We start from the raw sequence: 16,405 nt of genomic DNA, 5'->3' as shown, positions 1-16,405 counted from the left end.
TTTACTAAATACCTTAACGATCACTTCATATTCAGGTCTTTCTTTTGTTACAATAAATTACTGGAAATTTATGTCAATTATTAATTGAATTATAGCTTAAACTGCAACGTTGCATAAAAGGTTCTAGGTTCAGAAGGTATGATACCCGGGCCAGGGTAACCAGTTGCCCTTCTGGTAAAATAACTATTATCCAAGACATTGTTAATACCGGTTTCCAATTTCCAATTTTTATAGGTGTACGACAACGAAAAATCTAAAATATCATATGCCGGGATTTCCCCCTCAATACCACGTTGATTATCATTAATATCTTGAGGTGCATTGGTAGCATCTGTAAACTGACTTGACAAATACGTATATTGTAAACTACCCAATATGTTACCATAACCAAAATTAAGACCGGTCTTTAAATTTACATCTGGTATAAATTCCACTTTATTCCCCTCTACATTGGTTTCTTCTGAAGACAAATACTCGGAATTGGTCAACGCCAAATTCATGAAATAATTCAGTTTCAGCTTGTCACTAGCCATAAAGAACGTTTCTTTAACGCTCCAATTGGCAAAACTTTCCAAACCGTACATAAAAGCTTTACCAATATTACCCCTGAACCGAACTATGCTCCCTGTTTCTACTTCTTCGCCCAAGGCATTTGTCTGTGTTTCGCTTTTTAAAATCTCTCCTAATCTATTATCGTATAACAAGCTGAACGCACTAACATCATAAGACAGCACATTTTTATATCTGCCGCGAAACCCTAAATCAGCAGTAAAGCCATCTTCATCAGAAATATTCTCATCAATTTGAAAAGTAGGGTTAACCACCCTGATATCACTAAATGTTACCGATCTATAGTTTTGAGAAATATTACCGTAAAACTCAACACTTGAATTTAACCTATAAGTAGCTCCTAAACCTAATAACAAGAAAGTTCTATCAAATTCCCTATTATCTTCCACTTCTTCATTTAAGAGTGGATTACCAGCCAAATCAAGCACAATATTCTTATAACTACCAATACTTTCCGTTTTAATATGCTCTAACCTAAAACCAGGTGTTAGCGTTAATTTGGGAGTTATGTTAAATATATTTTCACCAAAGAATGCCAGATTGGAGTTAGGAAAATTAAATTGAGATTGTCTTTCATAATTTGGAAATTCATCATCTGCAAAATTAAAGTCTGCATTTGCAGCCGTTGAACCCGGCCCTTGCCTTTGATCATTATCTGTTCTATAAATTTTAGAACCAACCAATAGCGCAGATTCTGTATCACCAAGCTTATACCTAGTAAGCAACCTAGCTTCTGCACCCCAATTCTGAAAATTATCTATTAACAATTCTCTTGGTTCTTCCAAATCATCTGGCTGTGATACCCTATTGGTACGAAAACCAAGTGCGCTTCTAGAAGCATCTAATCCAAAGACATTCAAACTAAAATCCATTTTGGATGAAAATTTATGATCTAGACGTAAAGAATACAATTTCCAATCAATATCGAACCAATTTCGCTCCCTATTACTAAAAGTAGGATCTTCTATAAACTGGGCATCTGTTAGACCACCTGGCTGTTGCGCTAAATAATTAAGAAATGTGGTCTCAAGGGTAAGTTTTGTATTATCAGAAACCTGATACCCTACGTGAGCAAAATAATTTCTACTATTATAATTAGAATTTGGTCTAAAACCACTGCCCTCTTTATAATTAAAATAAGTGTAGTAACTTATTTTACCTACCGTACCACTAAGGCTATTGAACGAAGTTTTTAAATCATAAGACCCTACCGTTTGCCTGCTTACCCATTCTATTTTTTTATTAGGATTAGGCTTCTTGAACTTAAAGTTTACAAGACCACCAAATTGTGTTCCGTATTGCAAGGAAGCCGCCCCCCTCACTACCTGAATTTCCTCCAAAGCTTCTGCCGGTGGTGTATAATAACTTTCTGGATACCCTAAAACATCTGCACTAATATCATAGCCGTTCTGCCTTGTATTAAAATTAGCCGTTCTATTAGGATCAAGACCTCTACCACCAATATTTAACTGTAATCCGGCATCGCCATTATCATATATATTCAAACCTACTACTTGGCTATATATCTGTCTAGGATTATTGGCCGCTAAGTTACCGGTAATACCTTCTAAAAGTACCACTTCGCTCTTTTTACCGGCATAGATTGCAGTACCTTCTACTTTTTTTAACTGCTTTAAGTTAAAGACCTCCTCTCTCTTCTGTGTTAAGACAACTTCAGACAGATTGTTTACTTTAAGCCGCTGCAATGTTACGTTAAAAGTAGTATTACCGTTTAAGACCACATCCTGCTCCAAAATTTCAAACTCATAGGCAAAAACAACAATGGTGTAGGTACCTGCCAACAAACTTTCTACCGAGTAGTAACCTTCTGAATTTGTAGTTTCTAAACGCTCTAGCTCTTTAATATATAATTCTGCATCAGAAACAGGCGTACCATCTTCATCGGTTATTTGGCCAGAAATATTAAACTGACCAAATACTGGAAATGCTACAAATAATAAAAGCAAATAACTAAATTCCTTTAATTTCATCTCTAAACGGTGTTATCCAATTTTTATGTAAAAAAGATTCTTTTTCTTTTGCCAAATCAATGGTGGGATCAATAAATTCTGTACTTAATCGCCCATTAAGACTAACTTGGCAATTTACGAATACCTGCACGCTCTTGTGACCGTTTTCTTCAAAATGATTTTTTAGAAAATGCGCGTATTCCAATATAAAATCTGGCTGAAATGCCATTTGTTTTTCTTGAAACGGAGTTATAAAATCAGTATTATCCACATAAAACCACCGACCAGATTCTTGGTCCACAATTTTAAATTGGGCGTAGCCAGATTTTTCCATTAGCATTACGCGCCATGAAAAACGATAGCCTTCTTCTGTCCAAAATAATTCTCCCGGATAAAACAAATACCTAAAAGGGACGGTCAGTTGTAGCATAAAAAACAGAATGACAATCATATGCTTTAACCTCAATTTATTGGATTGTAGCTCCTTTAAAACATCACGACCAATAAATCTACTACCGTCTATTTGAAAAATTTTAAACAAAAAATTCAAAATTTTGCGATGAACCGCTGCATCAAAAAATATTAAAGCGGATACGATCATTACATATGGGAACATACCAATAGGAAACAATACCCTTGTAAGCACGTGAAATACCACCACCATAACAAATGCATATGGCCTAGTTTTTTTATATAGTAATAAAAAAGGTATGGAAAGATCGTAAATTGCCCCAGACCAGCAAAATAAATACTGTACCCATTCTTCTCCCATAAAACTCCCAATCAAAGGAATATCAAACTTGGAGGGCAACCAGATTTTTAAGGGCATAGCGTTCAACAACCAATCTGAATTCAATTTCGCCAGACCGGCATAGAAATAAACAATACCTAAAAGCAACTTAATACTATTGACTGTCCAGCTTGGAATATATTGAAAGCACCTTTTGGGATTTAAATAAGCATCTAGAGAATAGTTTGCGTTAGCTGGCAAAAATATCATTAAGAAGCTTAGAATACTAATAAAGTAATAATGGTTTAAGTATGTGGTTTTGTCCATGAGCTCTATATACGTAAAGCTCAAAAAGAAAATGATCATACTTAATTTATAGCGATAGCCAAGAGCTACTAAAACTGCCGCCAAGCCACAAATCAGAAAAAAAAGGTAGGTATAAACACCTAATGGTTTTACCCATTCAAACCCGTAATAAGAAAAGAAAAATTGTGGTTTAATATAAAGTTTATCGATCCAGCCATAGCTCCAAAACCTAACAATACTAAAAAGCATCATTAGACCAAACAAAATACGAAAGACCGCCAAAGGGGCGGTCTCTATAGGAGCTTTTATATATTTAGCTATTAACGATTCCATTAATCACCATCGGCATCAACAAAATCAATACTTATACTCATTGCTGAAACCATATCTACCTTTAACATTGGTACGGCTTTTTGCACTTCATCATACGCCAATAACATGGAGGTTGGTGGATTGCTATTCTCAATTTCAGCTCTAAACGCAGAAAGATCAAGCACCATACTTTTTGCCGTATTAAATTGACCGTTGATCAAAGTAGACAAATCCTCTCCACTTTTTAAGGTATTCAATGCATCCAGATATGATGCCAAACTTTCACCTTGGGTACTAGAATTAAAATGAGTACCGTTGAAAAAGTCTTGAACAGCAGATAAACCTTCTAAGAACAAATCGTTAGAAATAGTAGCTTCATAATAAGCCTCAACATTTCTAGGTAAGGTACTACCGGAAAAAACACCTAAAGGAATTCCCATTTTACCAGCTCTTAAATACTTCTCGTAATAAAAAATATAATCGTTCACCATACGGTCAACAGATGCCGTAGATGATGCTCCGTCATTGGCAACGAATGTATCCCTATAACCATTTGTCCAATCAGATACCACAGTTTGCGTCAAAGACTGCATATCCATTAAAATATCTTCGGTATATTGTAGGTAAGCCTCTTTGTTGTCTCCATTATAGAATGCAAGTACTTCCGCATCGGTATCACCTAATCCGTTCAATAAGTAATCTAAAGCAGGAAATCCTTTTGCGCTTCTGTTAGAGGATAAGGTCAAGTCATAACTTCCATTCACAATAAACCCATCAATCTTCTCATTATCCGTTGGATATATATTCATGTTCAATTGAAACCCTACAGTTTCTGCAGGACCAATTTCAAACATCTCAACATGCTGCCAAGACTTGTATGCGGTTAACCATGATGCACGCAAAGCGATTAAATTACTTTCATTGACATCTGCTTTAAACGTATTGAATGCACTCAACAAACCTTCCATATCAGCAGAAAAGGCTTCGTAGGAAGGAATAATAATATTATCTGCCCAATTGATCAACATTGCACTACGCTCAAAAGAAACTTCTTCTTTCTCACCTGGAATTATTACCTCTTCATCCTCTGTACTATCACTAGAACATGCCCATGCCAGGGCTAAAACACAAAAAATTACAACAACCTTTTTCATTTATTATTTTTATTTATTCTAATTAAATGCAAAAATAAAAAAAGCAATTCATTCTATATAAGATTGAATTGCTTTTTTATTGAATTTAAACCATCTTATTCAGCAGCTTGTTCTACCGTAAAACCAAATCTTGCGGCAATGTCAGCGGAAATACCATCTAATGTAGCTGCTTCCACATCCCAAAGTCCGTTTTCTCCGTCATCCAATAAATCTACAAGTAACGCATCTACTTCTTCCTTTGTAAAATAGGGCTCTGAAGTATTAGGCTTTCTTGTAAACTGTAAACTATAAATAAAACCATAAGCTTCTGAAAGTGCATGGAACGCACCGCCTATGTTCGCTGATTCTCCTTCTAATTTAGTTTTACCATTTTGTAAATAATAAACCCCTCTAACCGCAATTACCTTAGAAATATTCTCTTTGATGATTTCCGCTTGTTGATTTCTAACCGCGTAATCTTTTGCAACGATTGCGGCACGACCTAATTTATATGCATCAAATATATCCTCTGCTATACCTTCAAAATCAGCATCTGCATTGACACGTTCCATATATTCGTTCAAGAAACTATCTGCTCCCAAATCTGCGTTAGGGTTAGCTTGATCAGCATTTAAACCATAGGCATAACCATAAGCTTCATCCCATTTATGCTCCATTGTAGTATAATCTTTACCCTCTTCCACTACATCGGCGTCATTATTTTCAACATTATCGGCCTCGTCCAAAACAGCTGTACTTAAATAGTTGTTAAGTATTTGGTCCGTCATTAGTCCACCTATCAATGATTTTGCAAATAGTTGGTTGTATTCCAAACCATTGGCATTTACATATCGTGTACTTTCCCCATCAGCTAATTGCCCTGGTTGACCAGCAACAGCAGCTACCTCAAAATTTGGATAAACCTCTGTAACCTGTGCGCTAATAAATTCATCAAAATCACTTCTAATTAAAGCTTGATCGGTTGCATTTGTAGAAAAATAATCTGCAGAAGCTGCCACTTTACTACGAAGGTTTTTATCGGATTCGTTTAGTGCCGCTTCCTCAAAATCAATTTCTCCCTCAACATGAGCGAACATTCTATTTAAATCTTCTACCGTTTTGGTTGGAATATTAAAGTTGGACAAAAGCTCCTGCCCCATTTTAATTCTGGTTGTTTGCCCACCAAAATTAACCGTAGAAACACCGTTTCTAGTAAATTCATAAGAATCCGGCACATCAAATTCAACAAAACAATTATCACATGGTGATAGCTCCAAACCATCATCATCAGAACTACAAGAAGCAAAGGTTAAACCAACAACTGCGGTAATTGCCAAAAAATATTTATTCATTTTACTATCAATTTTTATTTAGACTTGTTTCAAATAACAATGCAAACGTATAACATGTTTACATACAAAACAAGCTTATCTTTAGTAAATCTAAATAAAATTAGAAAATACGAACTATCTGTGTGATTTCTAAAAGATTGCTTTAGTGATAAGCGGAAAATAACTCTGTAGCCTTGTTATAAGAAGCCTCAAATGTCATTGCATTTACCCCTGTAACAACTTTTTGAGCAGTAAAGTAAGATAGCATTTTCTCTGTTGGCATGTTACCGGTTAAATCATCTTTGGCCATAGGGCAGCCACCAAAACCTTGAACAGCACCATCAAAACGTTTGCAGCCAGATTCATATGCCGCAGCAACCTTTTCATGCCATTTTGTAGGTGTGGTATGCAGGTGCGCACCAAATTCAATATTAGGGTATTTAGGGATTAAGTTAGAAAACAAATAAGAAATAGTTTCTGGATCAGATGACCCCACGGTATCTGACAACGATAATATTTTGGCTCCCATTTTCGCCAGTCTTTCTGTCCATTCACCAACAATTTCAACATTCCAAGGATCACCATAAGGATTTCCAAAACCCATGGATATGTACGTTACCACCTCTTTGTTGGCTGCATCGGCTATATTAAAAATCTCTTGTAACGTTTCAACGGATTGAGCAATGGTCTTATGGGTATTTCTCATTTGAAAATTCTCTGAAATGGAAAAAGGGAAGCCCAAAAAATCAATTTCAGGATGCATAACGGCATCTTCCGCACCACGAACATTTGCAACTATAGCGAGTAACTTTGAGTTAGACTTCGATAAATCTAGTTTTGACAAAACCTCGGCCGTATCTACCATCTGCGGTATTGCTTTTGGCGATACAAAACTTCCAAAATCTATAGTATCAAATCCACAACCTAATAAAGATTGAATGTACCTTACCTTCTCATCTGTAGGTATAAATTGTTTTATGCCTTGCATGGCATCTCTAGGACACTCTACTATTTTAATCTCTGAATTAGACATTTCGTAAAAATACGAACTCTGAACAAGTATCTCCTATTAATACCGTAAATAAACTAACCAATTAATAAATAAATCGCAATAGCTATAAAGGCGATAATTTGCCCCCACTTCAGTATACTACCAGTCCTTTTATTTGAAGATAAAACACTAGATATGGTACCTGCCAATATGGCTATAGCACTAAAGACAATAGAAGCAACCAAAATAAAAAGAAAGCCCAGCACATAAAATTGAATCACAGTGCTTAAAGTATCCGAAAATAAAAAGCCCGGAAAAAAAGCAAGAAAAAAAATAGTCACTTTTGGATTAAGTACATTCATAATAAATCCTTGACGAAATAATCTGGGTACACTTTTAGCATTTTCAACATTTCCATTTAATGCGATAGCATCTCCGGCCCTATATACCATAATAGCCAGATAAAGCAAATAGGCAGCACCAAACACTTTGATCGCCGTAAAAACGGCCGGACTATTTTTAATAAGGGCCGAGACCCCAAAAGCAAGAAATGTGGTATGCACCAAACAACCGGTCATTAAACCTGCAACAACTGCCAATCCGTATTTTTTACCATTGCCAATACTTTGAATAAGTACAAAAATATTATCCGGACCCGGTGAAAGTGCCAGAACAAAAGTTGCCATAATAAAAGCTAGTAAGACCTCGTAATTCAATATAAGGGTTGTAGTTTAATTCGTAAATTACGAATTACCGTTAATTACACCTACATTTAATATCTAAATTAAAAATTGATACATTATGAAAATTAAAGCACTTCTATTATTCATTACCATATCCTTTACCGTAAAGGCTCTAGCCAATCCGTACAAACATATAATCCCTACTATTATGATTGAAAACGACAGCCTGTTAAGGCACACCGTATTTTTTAAATTCAAAGAAAGCACCAAAGCTGACCAAATTAAAAAAATTGAAGAAGCTTTCAGCGCTTTACCTTCAAAGATTGAACAGATCAAAGGTTATGAATGGGGATTGAACAATAGTCCGGAAGGTTTGAACAAAGGATTTACACACGCCTTTTTTCTAACTTTTAAAAGCGAAGAAGACCGGGCCATATATTTACCTCACCCAGACCACAAAGCTTTTGTAGCTTTATTGACTCCGATTTTAGAAGATGTATTTGTGGTAGATTATTGGACCAAACAATAAAGGCATTTAATTAAAAAGGCCCTTGCAGAATTTACAAGGGCTTTTTAAATAAAAATTCATTTCTTCTATACCACAGGGCTACTTTCTAATAACGCCTTATTAATTTGTTTTACCAAAGCCGGCCCTTCATATACAAAACCTGTCCATAATTGAATTAAATCTGCGCCTGCTTCTAGTTTTTCAATGGCATCTTCAGCAGAGTTAATACCCCCTACACCAATGATAGGGAATGCTTTGTTGCTTTTTTCCGCCAAAAAACGAATGACCTCTGTACTTCTATTCTTTAATGGCGCACCACTTAGACCGCCAGCCTCTTCCGTAATTAACGCATGAGACTTTAAGTTTTCCCTTGAAATGGTGGTATTGGTAGCAATAACGCCATCAATACTGGTATCGCTTACAATATCTATAATATCCATTAACTGACTATCTGTAAGATCTGGCGCAATCTTTAATAAAATTGGTTTACGAATTGTCTCTTTGCGCTTACTTAACTTGGAATTCTCTAATTGAAGTTCATTTAACAAAGCTGTCAATGGCTCTTTATCTTGTAATTCGCGCAAACCTGGCGTATTAGGAGAACTAACGTTTACCACAAAATAATCTACATGATCAAACAGTGCATCAAAACAAATCAAGTAGTCCTTTATAGCTTCATTGTTAGGTGTAACTTTATTCTTGCCAATATTACCACCTATAAGTACATTATGCTTTTTCTTTAAATTTTCCACCGCTTCAAAAACCCCATGGTTATTAAATCCCATACGGTTAATAATGGCCTTATCCTTTTTTAAACGGAACAGTCTCTTCTTTGGGTTTCCATCTTGGGGTTTAGGCGTCAATGTCCCAATTTCTACGAACCCGAACCCGAAATCTGACAGTTCATTGTACAAAACGGCATTTTTATCAAAACCTGCTGCTAAACCTACCGGATTTTTAAATTTTAGCCCAAAAAGCTCACGTTCTAAACGCTTATCCTCAACAACGAACATTGATTTAATAAGACCGGACAGTCCTATTTTTGAAAAAAACTTAATGCTTGAAAAACTAATATGATGAACTTTCTCCGGGTCTAGAAGAAATAAAAGAGGTCTAATAAAAAGCCTGTACATGTATCTATTTTATAAGCCGCAAAAATACAAACTGTAAATGAGAAAGTTAAGCAATATTTTATCTGTTTTTATTGGATATACTATCTGCATAGACTGCTGGGGTTACAATATAAGCGGACCTTAAAGCATCTTTGCATAAAGACAAGTACAATTTATATTGATTGGAATTGAACAAGGCCAACATTTTCTTATCCATGACCTTTTGAACATTGACCATACTATCCATAACAACCTTATACTTATCTGCCAGTTGACGAAGTTCGGTAACGTTACTTTGCGGATGTTTGCTCTTAACTTCCACCAAATTATCGTTCAAAGCTTCATTAAGTAGTTTAACATCTGTACTTAAAAGCTCTAACTGTTTTTTTTGCATTTCATTCAATTGAAAAATGTCAGAAATAATAGAATCACTTGTAACACCTACTCCAAGAATACAATCTGCCTGTGCATTTACATTTTTAAAAAGTAAAACAAAAGCCAACACCACTACATATCTAAATTTCATCATCACTTGAATTTATAAAAAATTACGTTTATTAAATTACAATATATAAGCTTATTTTTGATAAAACACATTTAACATGCAGCATATTATAGACCGCTTCATTAGTTACGTTACTATTGACACGCAAAGCGATTCGTCATCAGAAACTACACCAAGCACTGAAAAGCAATGGAACTTAGCCCATAAATTGGTAGATGAATTACGTGCTATAGGCATGACAGATGTTACTATAGACCACAATGCCTACATAATGGCAACTTTGCCTTCTAATGTTGATCATGAAGTACCTACAATTGGTTTTATTTCCCATTTTGATACCTCCCCAGATTTTAGTGGAACCAATGTAAAACCACAGATCATTAAAAATTATGATGGCAAAGATATTGTACTGAACAAAGAACAGGACATTGTTTTATCATCTTCCTATTTTGACGACTTACTACAATACATTGGCCAGACCATTATTACCACAGATGGCACAACCCTATTGGGCGCAGATGATAAAGCCGGCATTACGGAGATAATAACCGCAATGGAATATTTGATCGGCAATCCTAAAATAAAACATGGACCTATAAGAGTAGGCTTTACTCCTGATGAAGAGATTGGCCGTGGTGCCCATAAATTTGATGTAGAAAAATTTGGGGCTGCTTGGGCATATACTATGGACGGTAGCCAAATTGGTGAGCTAGAATATGAAAACTTCAATGCTGCGGGAGCAAAAATTACCGTTAAAGGTAAAAGTGTACACCCTGGTTATGCAAAAGGTAAAATGGTAAATGCCCTTTTAATCGCCAATAAGATTATCAGCGATTTACCAAAACATGAAGTGCCGGAAGAAACCACTGCTCGAGAAGGTTTTTTTCACGTGCATCATTTTGATGGAGAAATTGAAAATGCAACCGTAGAACTCATTATTAGAGATCACGATTTAAAACATTTCAATAAACGAAAAGAATTGGTACAAGATATTGTCAAGAAGTATAATAATGAATATGATAATTGTATCAATCTAGAATTAAATGATCAATATTTTAATATGAAAGAAAAGGTAGAACCTGTTTTTCATATTGTAGAAACCGCTAAAAAGGCTATGGAGGATATAGGAATAAAACCGATCATTAAAGCCATTAGAGGAGGAACCGATGGATCCCAACTGAGCTACATGGGCCTACCCTGCCCTAACATTTTTGCCGGCGGACATAATTTCCATGGAAAATACGAGTATGTGCCCGTTGAGAGTATGCAAAAGGCAGTAGAAGTAATTGTACGTATTTGCGAGTTGACAGCAAATCAACATTAGTATGGAAAAGCAAGAGAAAATAGAAATATTTTATAATGAGGCGCATCTGTTTAAAAATGGTGTGGCAAAATTAAGAGCCCTTGCTTTGGACCATGGCATGACGGAAACCTACAAATGGAGTTTCCCCACCTATATGACCAACGGTAAAAATGTTATTGCTATAAACAAATTCAAAAACCATTTTTGCATTTGGTTCTTTAACGGTGTATTTTTAAGTGACCCTAAAAAAGTACTTGAAAATGCACAAGAGGGTAAAACTATGGCAATGCGCCACTTAAAATATTCTTCGGAAGAAGATATAGATACGGCTCTAGTAACATCATATATAAATGAAGCCATTGAAAATCAGAAAAAGGGGCTACATGTAAAAGTAAAGAGAAAGCCAAAAACCAAAATTACCATTCCCACCCACTTATCCGTAGCGCTTGAAAACAATGAAGATATCAAAGTTGCTTTTCAAAAATTAACCTATTCCAAACAGAAAGATTACGCTGAATTTATTGCAACTGCCAAACAAGAACAAACCAAACTCTCCAGATTGGAAAAGATCATACCATTAATATTGGCAGGTAAAGGCCTGCTTGAGATGTATAGGAGATAATAGCTAATTACCATAAAAAAAGCACCAATGTTACCATTGGTGCTTTTTTTATGAATTAAGAAAAAGTTACTCAATAATCGGAGATTATACTATTCTAATGCTTAGGATACACCTTTTAACCGGTTCGTTAATAAAACCGCATGTGCTTATCCAACGTTTAGCTACTTTTTCTCCGGAGCGTTTAACTTAGCGCTCATTTCCATGGATATGGCAGATCTATCAAATTTTAATTTTCCTGCCATTGTTTCCAAAACGCAAGAGAAATCCTTATCATTCAAATCTACTACTTTTCCGTGCAGACCACTTTTGGTAATAACACGATCACCACGTTTTAATTCTGCCGAAAACTTTTTTTCCTCCTTTTGTCTTTTCATTTGAGGTCTGATCATAAAAAAATATGCGACCACAAAAATCAAAATCATCGGAAGAAACTGCCCTATATCACCCATTTTTGGTATATCTGTAATTTATAATTATTTAACAGGTCCTAATGGAGCTGCTCCTTTTGGGTTAACGAAAGCTTTGATTCTCAAAAGCTCAGAACCTTTTTCAGTGTTAGCCGTAACGGTAATAGTTTTAGTAACCTGGTTTTGGCCAGAACCGTTAAAGTTTACTTTTAACTCACCAGTTTCACCTGGTGCAATAGGATCCTTTGGAGGATTAGGAACCGTACAACCACAGCTACTTTTTGCATCGGTAATAATTAACGGAGCATTACCTGTATTGGTAAAAGTAAATACGGTCTCTTGTGGAGTACCCTGCTCAATTGTACCAAAATCATGTTCTGCTTTATCAAAAGACATAACAGGCACAGCTTTAGCGGCCTCATCTCTTACAGCAGCTTCTGCTACATTATCTGTTTTGATCTTACTTGATGCATTGTCCTTACAAGAAGTAAAAGCTACCATTGATACAAGACCAACGATTAGAACTATTTTTTTCATACTATTTAGATTTATCAATTAATTGTAAAATTATAAAATATTTTTATAATAGACCTCTTCCCATTTTGTTAAGCTTTCCTTCTGACTTGTATTCTTTAGTAAGCTTATCAAGAATACCATTTATGAAAATACTACTTTTTGGCGTAGAATATTCTTTGGCAATTTCCAAGTATTCATTAATAGTCACCCTTTCTGGTATAGAAGGGAAATGCAACAGCTCGCAAATGGCCATTTTTAATAAAATGCTATCAATACCGGCAATACGATCTTTGTCCCAATTTGGTGTCTTGCCCTCGATCTCTTTTTCTAACGCATCGTTCTTCAATAAGGTTCTGGTCAACAATTGCATAGCATATGTCATATCCTCATCATCCTTTAACAAACTAGGTAAAAAGTAAGATTCCGTATGCGTTAACTTTGCTTTCTTAAAATGTTTTAAAACAAACGTATTTACAATAGGTATATCGTCTACCCACGTTAACTTATCATCTTCAAAGTAGTCGTAGATTTTATCGTTAGGTGCAATAATGTTCTTGAACAAGGTAATCATCAAATCTTTATCTGCAGCGTAGTCACTTTCTGCAGTAGACATATATTTTTGGTAAGCTTCGCTTTCTAAGATTTCTTTGTAAATCAACTTTACATACTCTTCGTTCAAATACCAATTATCTAACTTTCTGTGGGTAAGCTCTTCTTCTAAAGTTCTGTTCTCTACAATTTGCAACAACAATCTGTTCTCAATAAACTTTTTAGAATTAGGGAACTCCGTCTTTTTGTCGGTAATATATTTATTTGCAGATAGGGAAATTTGATCTGCAGCCCTTTTATGTAATTCCACAAAAAGACTAAGCCATAACAGGTACAGCGTGTAGGTATTCTCTATGCTTACCTTTAAAAACTTCTCTTGCTTCTGTAATGAATCGTCCTTAGACTGTATAAGAGCATAAATACTCTGCATTACCTTAACCCTAATGTGCCTTCTTGTAAGCATTTAAAAGAACTTATTTAATAAATTAGTAAATAAAGGCGCAAAGGTAAGTATCTATTTAAAGGGTCACAATAGCAATCGTATTTATCTTAGCTTATTTATAACATATCGTTTTAGGTCAAAAAACTATCTTTGTCCACAGAATTTTAAACTATCAGTTTTTCTACAACTTATGAAAGAACTTAAGCATCTAAACAAATACTTTAAAAAATACTGGCTTAAGCTTTTTCTCGGCATTATTATAACTATAGCTGCAAGGTTATTTCAATTGATTATGCCGTCTTACGTTAATAACTCCATAACCGTTGTTGAGCAATATATAAACGCGGAATTAGAAAAATCTACGGCACAAGAACTATTGATGGAGTATATACTTATTATAGTAGGTGCTGCAATACTATCTGGCTTCTTTACTTTTTTAATGCGCCAACTGATCATTAATATTTCCAGGTACATAGAATACGACCTTAAAAATGAAATATTTGACCACTATCAAAAATTAAGTCTCAATTTTTATAAGAAAAATAGAACAGGAGATTTAATGAACAGAATAAGCGAAGATGTAAATGAAGTGCGCATGTATGCCGGTCCTGCCATTATGTACGGTATGCAAACATTGACTTTATTTGCCTGTTTAATACCTTTAATGTTCATAAAAGCGCCAACTTTAGCTGCTTATACCCTATTGCCTTTACCCTTTTTGTCTGTTTTAATTTATCAAATTAGTAAGGTTATACACAAAAGAAGTACCATTGTACAACAATACCTTTCTACACTTTCTACGTTTACCCAAGAGATTTTCTCTGGGGTTTCTGTAATCAAGGCATATGCATTAGAACCACAGACCAATGATGACCTGGTTAAACTTGCCAATGAAGGCAAAGTAAAAAGTGTAAGTCTGGCAAAGGTGAATGCCTGGTTTTTTCCATTAATGATACTACTAATAGGTATCAGTAATATATTGGTCATATATATAGGAGGAAAACAGTATTTGGCAGGCGAAATTGAAGTTGGCCTTATTGCAGAGTTTATATTATATGTAAACATGCTAACATGGCCCGTTGCCATAGTTGGGTGGCTTACATCTATCGTTCAAAGAGCTGCTGCCAGTCAACAACGCATCAATGAATTTTTAAGGCAAGAGTCAGAATTAAAGAACTTGCCTACTCATGAGCACAAGGTTAAGGGCAAAATTGAATTTAAAGATGTAGACTTTACATATCAAGATACTAATATTAACGCTTTAAAAAACTTATCCTTTACCATTAACGAAGGTGAGACAACTGCCATTATCGGTAAAACGGGGTCAGGTAAATCTACCATTTTAGATTTGGTGGCACGATTATACGATACCACATCTGGTGAAATATTAATTGATGACGAGCCTATTAAACACATAGACCTTACAAGTCTTAGAGAATCTATTGGAGCGGTACCACAAGATGCCTTTCTATTTTCGGACAGTATTAAGAATAATATAAAATTTGGTAAAGAAGATGCAACCGATGAAGAAATCATAGCTATTGCCAAAGATGCCGTGGTTCATGAAAATATAATGGGTTTCTCAAAAAAATATGATACGGTTTTAGGTGAAAGAGGGATAACACTAAGTGGCGGACAAAAGCAACGTGTCTCCATTGCGCGAGCATTGATCAAGAAACCCAAAATTTATTTATTTGATGATTGCCTGTCTGCAGTAGATACTGAAACGGAAGAAGAAATATTGAACAATCTTAAGAAAGCCTCTAAGAATAAAACTACATTAATTGTAAGTCACAGAGTTTCTTCTGCTAAAAACGCAGATAAAATTCTAGTTTTAGACGACGGAAAACTTATTCAGCAAGGTACACACGATGAGTTAAATACGTGTGAAGGCTACTATAAAGACCTCTACCACAAACAGCTCTCAGAGAAAGAAAGTTAGAAAATTGTTGTAGGATAGTGTTTTTTTTTTCATTTTTGATAGCAGAACGACACTAAACATTAGAAATGAGCGAAAGAGATTTATCAGATCAGGAAGAAATTCACTCCAAAGTTTTACGCGCAGGTAGAAGAACGTATTTTTTCGATGTAAGAAGTACAAAAGCTGGGGACTATTATTTAACGATTACAGAAAGTAAGAAATTTACACATGACGATGGATCCTTCCATTACAAAAAGCATAAAATCTATTTATACAAAGAAGACTTTGATGCCTTTAAAGAGAACGTTGAAGAAATGATGGACTTTATCATCAACGAAAAAGGTTCAGAAGTTATTTCTGAAAGACATCAAAAAGATTTTAAGAAAGAAGAAGTTGCTGCTGAACTTCCAGTAGAAAATACAACTACTAGTACATCTAGCTTTACAGATGTTAGTTTTGAAGATATCTAAGCGCTAAACTTTCTTTAAAAAATT

At 35.1% G+C, this 16,405-nt stretch carries 16 protein-coding genes; 5 read left to right on the top strand and 11 right to left on the bottom strand.

Annotation, left to right across the window (positions count from 1 at the left end):
• Positions 1-89: 89 nt before the first annotated feature.
• From QZ657_RS03680 to QZ657_RS03655, 6 genes are all read right to left on the bottom strand, one after another.
• Complete coding sequence (locus QZ657_RS03680; RefSeq protein WP_291965042.1) at positions 90-2,561, bottom strand: TonB-dependent receptor domain-containing protein; 2,472 nt, start codon at positions 2,559-2,561, stop codon at positions 90-92.
• Positions 2,542-3,909 carry an HTTM domain-containing protein gene (locus tag QZ657_RS03675; protein WP_291965041.1) on the bottom strand — a complete coding sequence of 456 codons (1,368 nt, stop codon included), beginning with the start codon at positions 3,907-3,909 and terminating at the stop codon, positions 2,542-2,544. Before QZ657_RS03675 ends, QZ657_RS03680 begins: the two co-directional genes overlap by 20 nt.
• Positions 3,909-5,042: an imelysin family protein gene (locus QZ657_RS03670; protein ID WP_291965040.1), complete on the bottom strand. Its 1,134-nt coding sequence runs from the start codon at positions 5,040-5,042 to the stop codon at positions 3,909-3,911. Before QZ657_RS03670 ends, QZ657_RS03675 begins: the two co-directional genes overlap by 1 nt.
• A 95-nt stretch (positions 5,043-5,137) precedes the next feature.
• Positions 5,138-6,373, bottom strand: coding sequence for a DUF4856 domain-containing protein (locus QZ657_RS03665; protein ID WP_291965038.1), 1,236 nt, complete (start codon positions 6,371-6,373; stop codon positions 5,138-5,140).
• A 142-nt stretch (positions 6,374-6,515) separates the two neighbouring features.
• On the bottom strand, positions 6,516-7,385 hold the full coding sequence (locus tag QZ657_RS03660; RefSeq protein WP_291961466.1) for a hydroxymethylglutaryl-CoA lyase: 870 nt from the start codon (positions 7,383-7,385) through the stop codon (positions 6,516-6,518).
• Between the two features lie 53 nt (positions 7,386-7,438).
• Entirely contained in the window at positions 7,439-8,029 is a 591-nt protein-coding gene (locus QZ657_RS03655) for a LysE family translocator (protein ID WP_291965036.1), read from the bottom strand.
• Positions 8,030-8,234: 205 nt separating this feature from the next.
• On the opposite strand from QZ657_RS03655, the gene QZ657_RS03650 reads away from it, so the two are divergent.
• Entirely contained in the window at positions 8,235-8,555 is a 321-nt protein-coding gene (locus QZ657_RS03650; protein WP_412759672.1) for a Dabb family protein, read from the top strand.
• Positions 8,556-8,620: 65 nt separating this feature from the next.
• Here QZ657_RS03650 and QZ657_RS03645 read toward each other — a convergent pair whose 3' ends face one another.
• Both QZ657_RS03645 and QZ657_RS03640 read right to left on the bottom strand, forming a co-directional pair.
• Positions 8,621-9,667, bottom strand: coding sequence for a quinone-dependent dihydroorotate dehydrogenase (locus tag QZ657_RS03645; protein ID WP_291961471.1), 1,047 nt, complete (start codon positions 9,665-9,667; stop codon positions 8,621-8,623).
• Positions 9,668-9,725: 58 nt separating this feature from the next.
• Positions 9,726-10,175 (bottom strand): hypothetical protein, encoded by a 450-nt coding sequence (locus QZ657_RS03640; protein ID WP_291965032.1) that lies wholly within the window; start codon positions 10,173-10,175, stop codon positions 9,726-9,728.
• Positions 10,176-10,248: 73 nt separating this feature from the next.
• On the opposite strand from QZ657_RS03640, the gene pepT reads away from it, so the two are divergent.
• Positions 10,249-11,475 carry a peptidase T gene (pepT, locus tag QZ657_RS03635; RefSeq protein ID WP_291965031.1) on the top strand — a complete coding sequence of 409 codons (1,227 nt, stop codon included), beginning with the start codon at positions 10,249-10,251 and terminating at the stop codon, positions 11,473-11,475.
• A 1-nt stretch (position 11,476) separates the two neighbouring features.
• Complete coding sequence (locus QZ657_RS03630; RefSeq protein WP_291965030.1) at positions 11,477-12,076, top strand: YdeI/OmpD-associated family protein; 600 nt, start codon at positions 11,477-11,479, stop codon at positions 12,074-12,076.
• Positions 12,077-12,237: 161 nt separating this feature from the next.
• Here QZ657_RS03630 and yajC read toward each other — a convergent pair whose 3' ends face one another.
• From yajC to nusB, 3 genes are read right to left on the bottom strand one after another with little or no spacing between them, the layout of a single operon-like run.
• Positions 12,238-12,525 (bottom strand): preprotein translocase subunit YajC, encoded by a 288-nt coding sequence (gene yajC, locus QZ657_RS03625; RefSeq protein WP_276471925.1) that lies wholly within the window; start codon positions 12,523-12,525, stop codon positions 12,238-12,240.
• A gap of 24 nt (positions 12,526-12,549) precedes the next feature.
• The gene (locus QZ657_RS03620; RefSeq protein WP_276471924.1) at positions 12,550-13,020 is read right to left on the bottom strand and encodes a DUF1573 domain-containing protein; all 471 of its coding nucleotides are present in this window, start codon (positions 13,018-13,020) and stop codon (positions 12,550-12,552) included.
• A 43-nt stretch (positions 13,021-13,063) separates the two neighbouring features.
• On the bottom strand, positions 13,064-14,011 hold the full coding sequence (gene nusB, locus QZ657_RS03615; RefSeq protein WP_291965028.1) for a transcription antitermination factor NusB: 948 nt from the start codon (positions 14,009-14,011) through the stop codon (positions 13,064-13,066).
• Between the two features lie 169 nt (positions 14,012-14,180).
• Between nusB and QZ657_RS03610 the strand changes: the two genes are divergently transcribed.
• Together QZ657_RS03610 and QZ657_RS03605 are read left to right on the top strand one after the other, a co-directional pair.
• The gene (locus QZ657_RS03610; protein ID WP_291965027.1) at positions 14,181-15,932 is read left to right on the top strand and encodes an ABC transporter ATP-binding protein; all 1,752 of its coding nucleotides are present in this window, start codon (positions 14,181-14,183) and stop codon (positions 15,930-15,932) included.
• A gap of 65 nt (positions 15,933-15,997) precedes the next feature.
• The gene (locus QZ657_RS03605) at positions 15,998-16,381 is read left to right on the top strand and encodes a PUR family DNA/RNA-binding protein (protein WP_276471921.1); all 384 of its coding nucleotides are present in this window, start codon (positions 15,998-16,000) and stop codon (positions 16,379-16,381) included.
• Positions 16,382-16,405 lie beyond the last annotated feature (24 nt).

It is taken from the genome of Maribacter sp. (assembly GCA_020629415.1).
Lineage (GTDB): Bacteria > Bacteroidota > Bacteroidia > Flavobacteriales > Flavobacteriaceae > Maribacter > Maribacter huludaoensis.
Note: the sequence above shows the minus strand (reverse complement) of the source record. Positions and strands in the feature narration are given on the sequence as shown.

Excerpts from the sequence above, each read along its gene's own strand:
- QZ657_RS03650 (WP_412759672.1), top strand. The coding sequence starts at position 8,235 with ATGATTGAAAACGACAGCCTGTTAAGGCACACCGTATTTTTTAAATTC.
- QZ657_RS03610 (WP_291965027.1), top strand. The coding sequence starts at position 14,181 with ATGAAAGAACTTAAGCATCTAAACAAATACTTTAAAAAATACTGGCTT.
- QZ657_RS03665 (WP_291965038.1), bottom strand. The coding sequence starts at position 6,373 with ATGAATAAATATTTTTTGGCAATTACCGCAGTTGTTGGTTTAACCTTT.
- QZ657_RS03675 (WP_291965041.1), bottom strand. The coding sequence starts at position 3,909 with ATGGAATCGTTAATAGCTAAATATATAAAAGCTCCTATAGAGACCGCC.
- QZ657_RS03605 (WP_276471921.1), top strand. The coding sequence starts at position 15,998 with ATGAGCGAAAGAGATTTATCAGATCAGGAAGAAATTCACTCCAAAGTT.
- QZ657_RS03655 (WP_291965036.1), bottom strand. The coding sequence starts at position 8,029 with ATGGCAACTTTTGTTCTGGCACTTTCACCGGGTCCGGATAATATTTTT.
- QZ657_RS03620 (WP_276471924.1), bottom strand. The coding sequence starts at position 13,020 with ATGAAAAAAATAGTTCTAATCGTTGGTCTTGTATCAATGGTAGCTTTT.
- QZ657_RS03630 (WP_291965030.1), top strand. The coding sequence starts at position 11,477 with ATGGAAAAGCAAGAGAAAATAGAAATATTTTATAATGAGGCGCATCTG.
- pepT (WP_291965031.1), top strand. The coding sequence starts at position 10,249 with ATGCAGCATATTATAGACCGCTTCATTAGTTACGTTACTATTGACACG.
- QZ657_RS03680 (WP_291965042.1), bottom strand. The coding sequence starts at position 2,561 with ATGAAATTAAAGGAATTTAGTTATTTGCTTTTATTATTTGTAGCATTT.
- QZ657_RS03670 (WP_291965040.1), bottom strand. The coding sequence starts at position 5,042 with ATGAAAAAGGTTGTTGTAATTTTTTGTGTTTTAGCCCTGGCATGGGCA.
- QZ657_RS03640 (WP_291965032.1), bottom strand. The coding sequence starts at position 10,175 with ATGATGAAATTTAGATATGTAGTGGTGTTGGCTTTTGTTTTACTTTTT.
- nusB (WP_291965028.1), bottom strand. The coding sequence starts at position 14,011 with ATGCTTACAAGAAGGCACATTAGGGTTAAGGTAATGCAGAGTATTTAT.
- yajC (WP_276471925.1), bottom strand. The coding sequence starts at position 12,525 with ATGGGTGATATAGGGCAGTTTCTTCCGATGATTTTGATTTTTGTGGTC.
- QZ657_RS03660 (WP_291961466.1), bottom strand. The coding sequence starts at position 7,385 with ATGTCTAATTCAGAGATTAAAATAGTAGAGTGTCCTAGAGATGCCATG.
- QZ657_RS03645 (WP_291961471.1), bottom strand. The coding sequence starts at position 9,667 with ATGTACAGGCTTTTTATTAGACCTCTTTTATTTCTTCTAGACCCGGAG.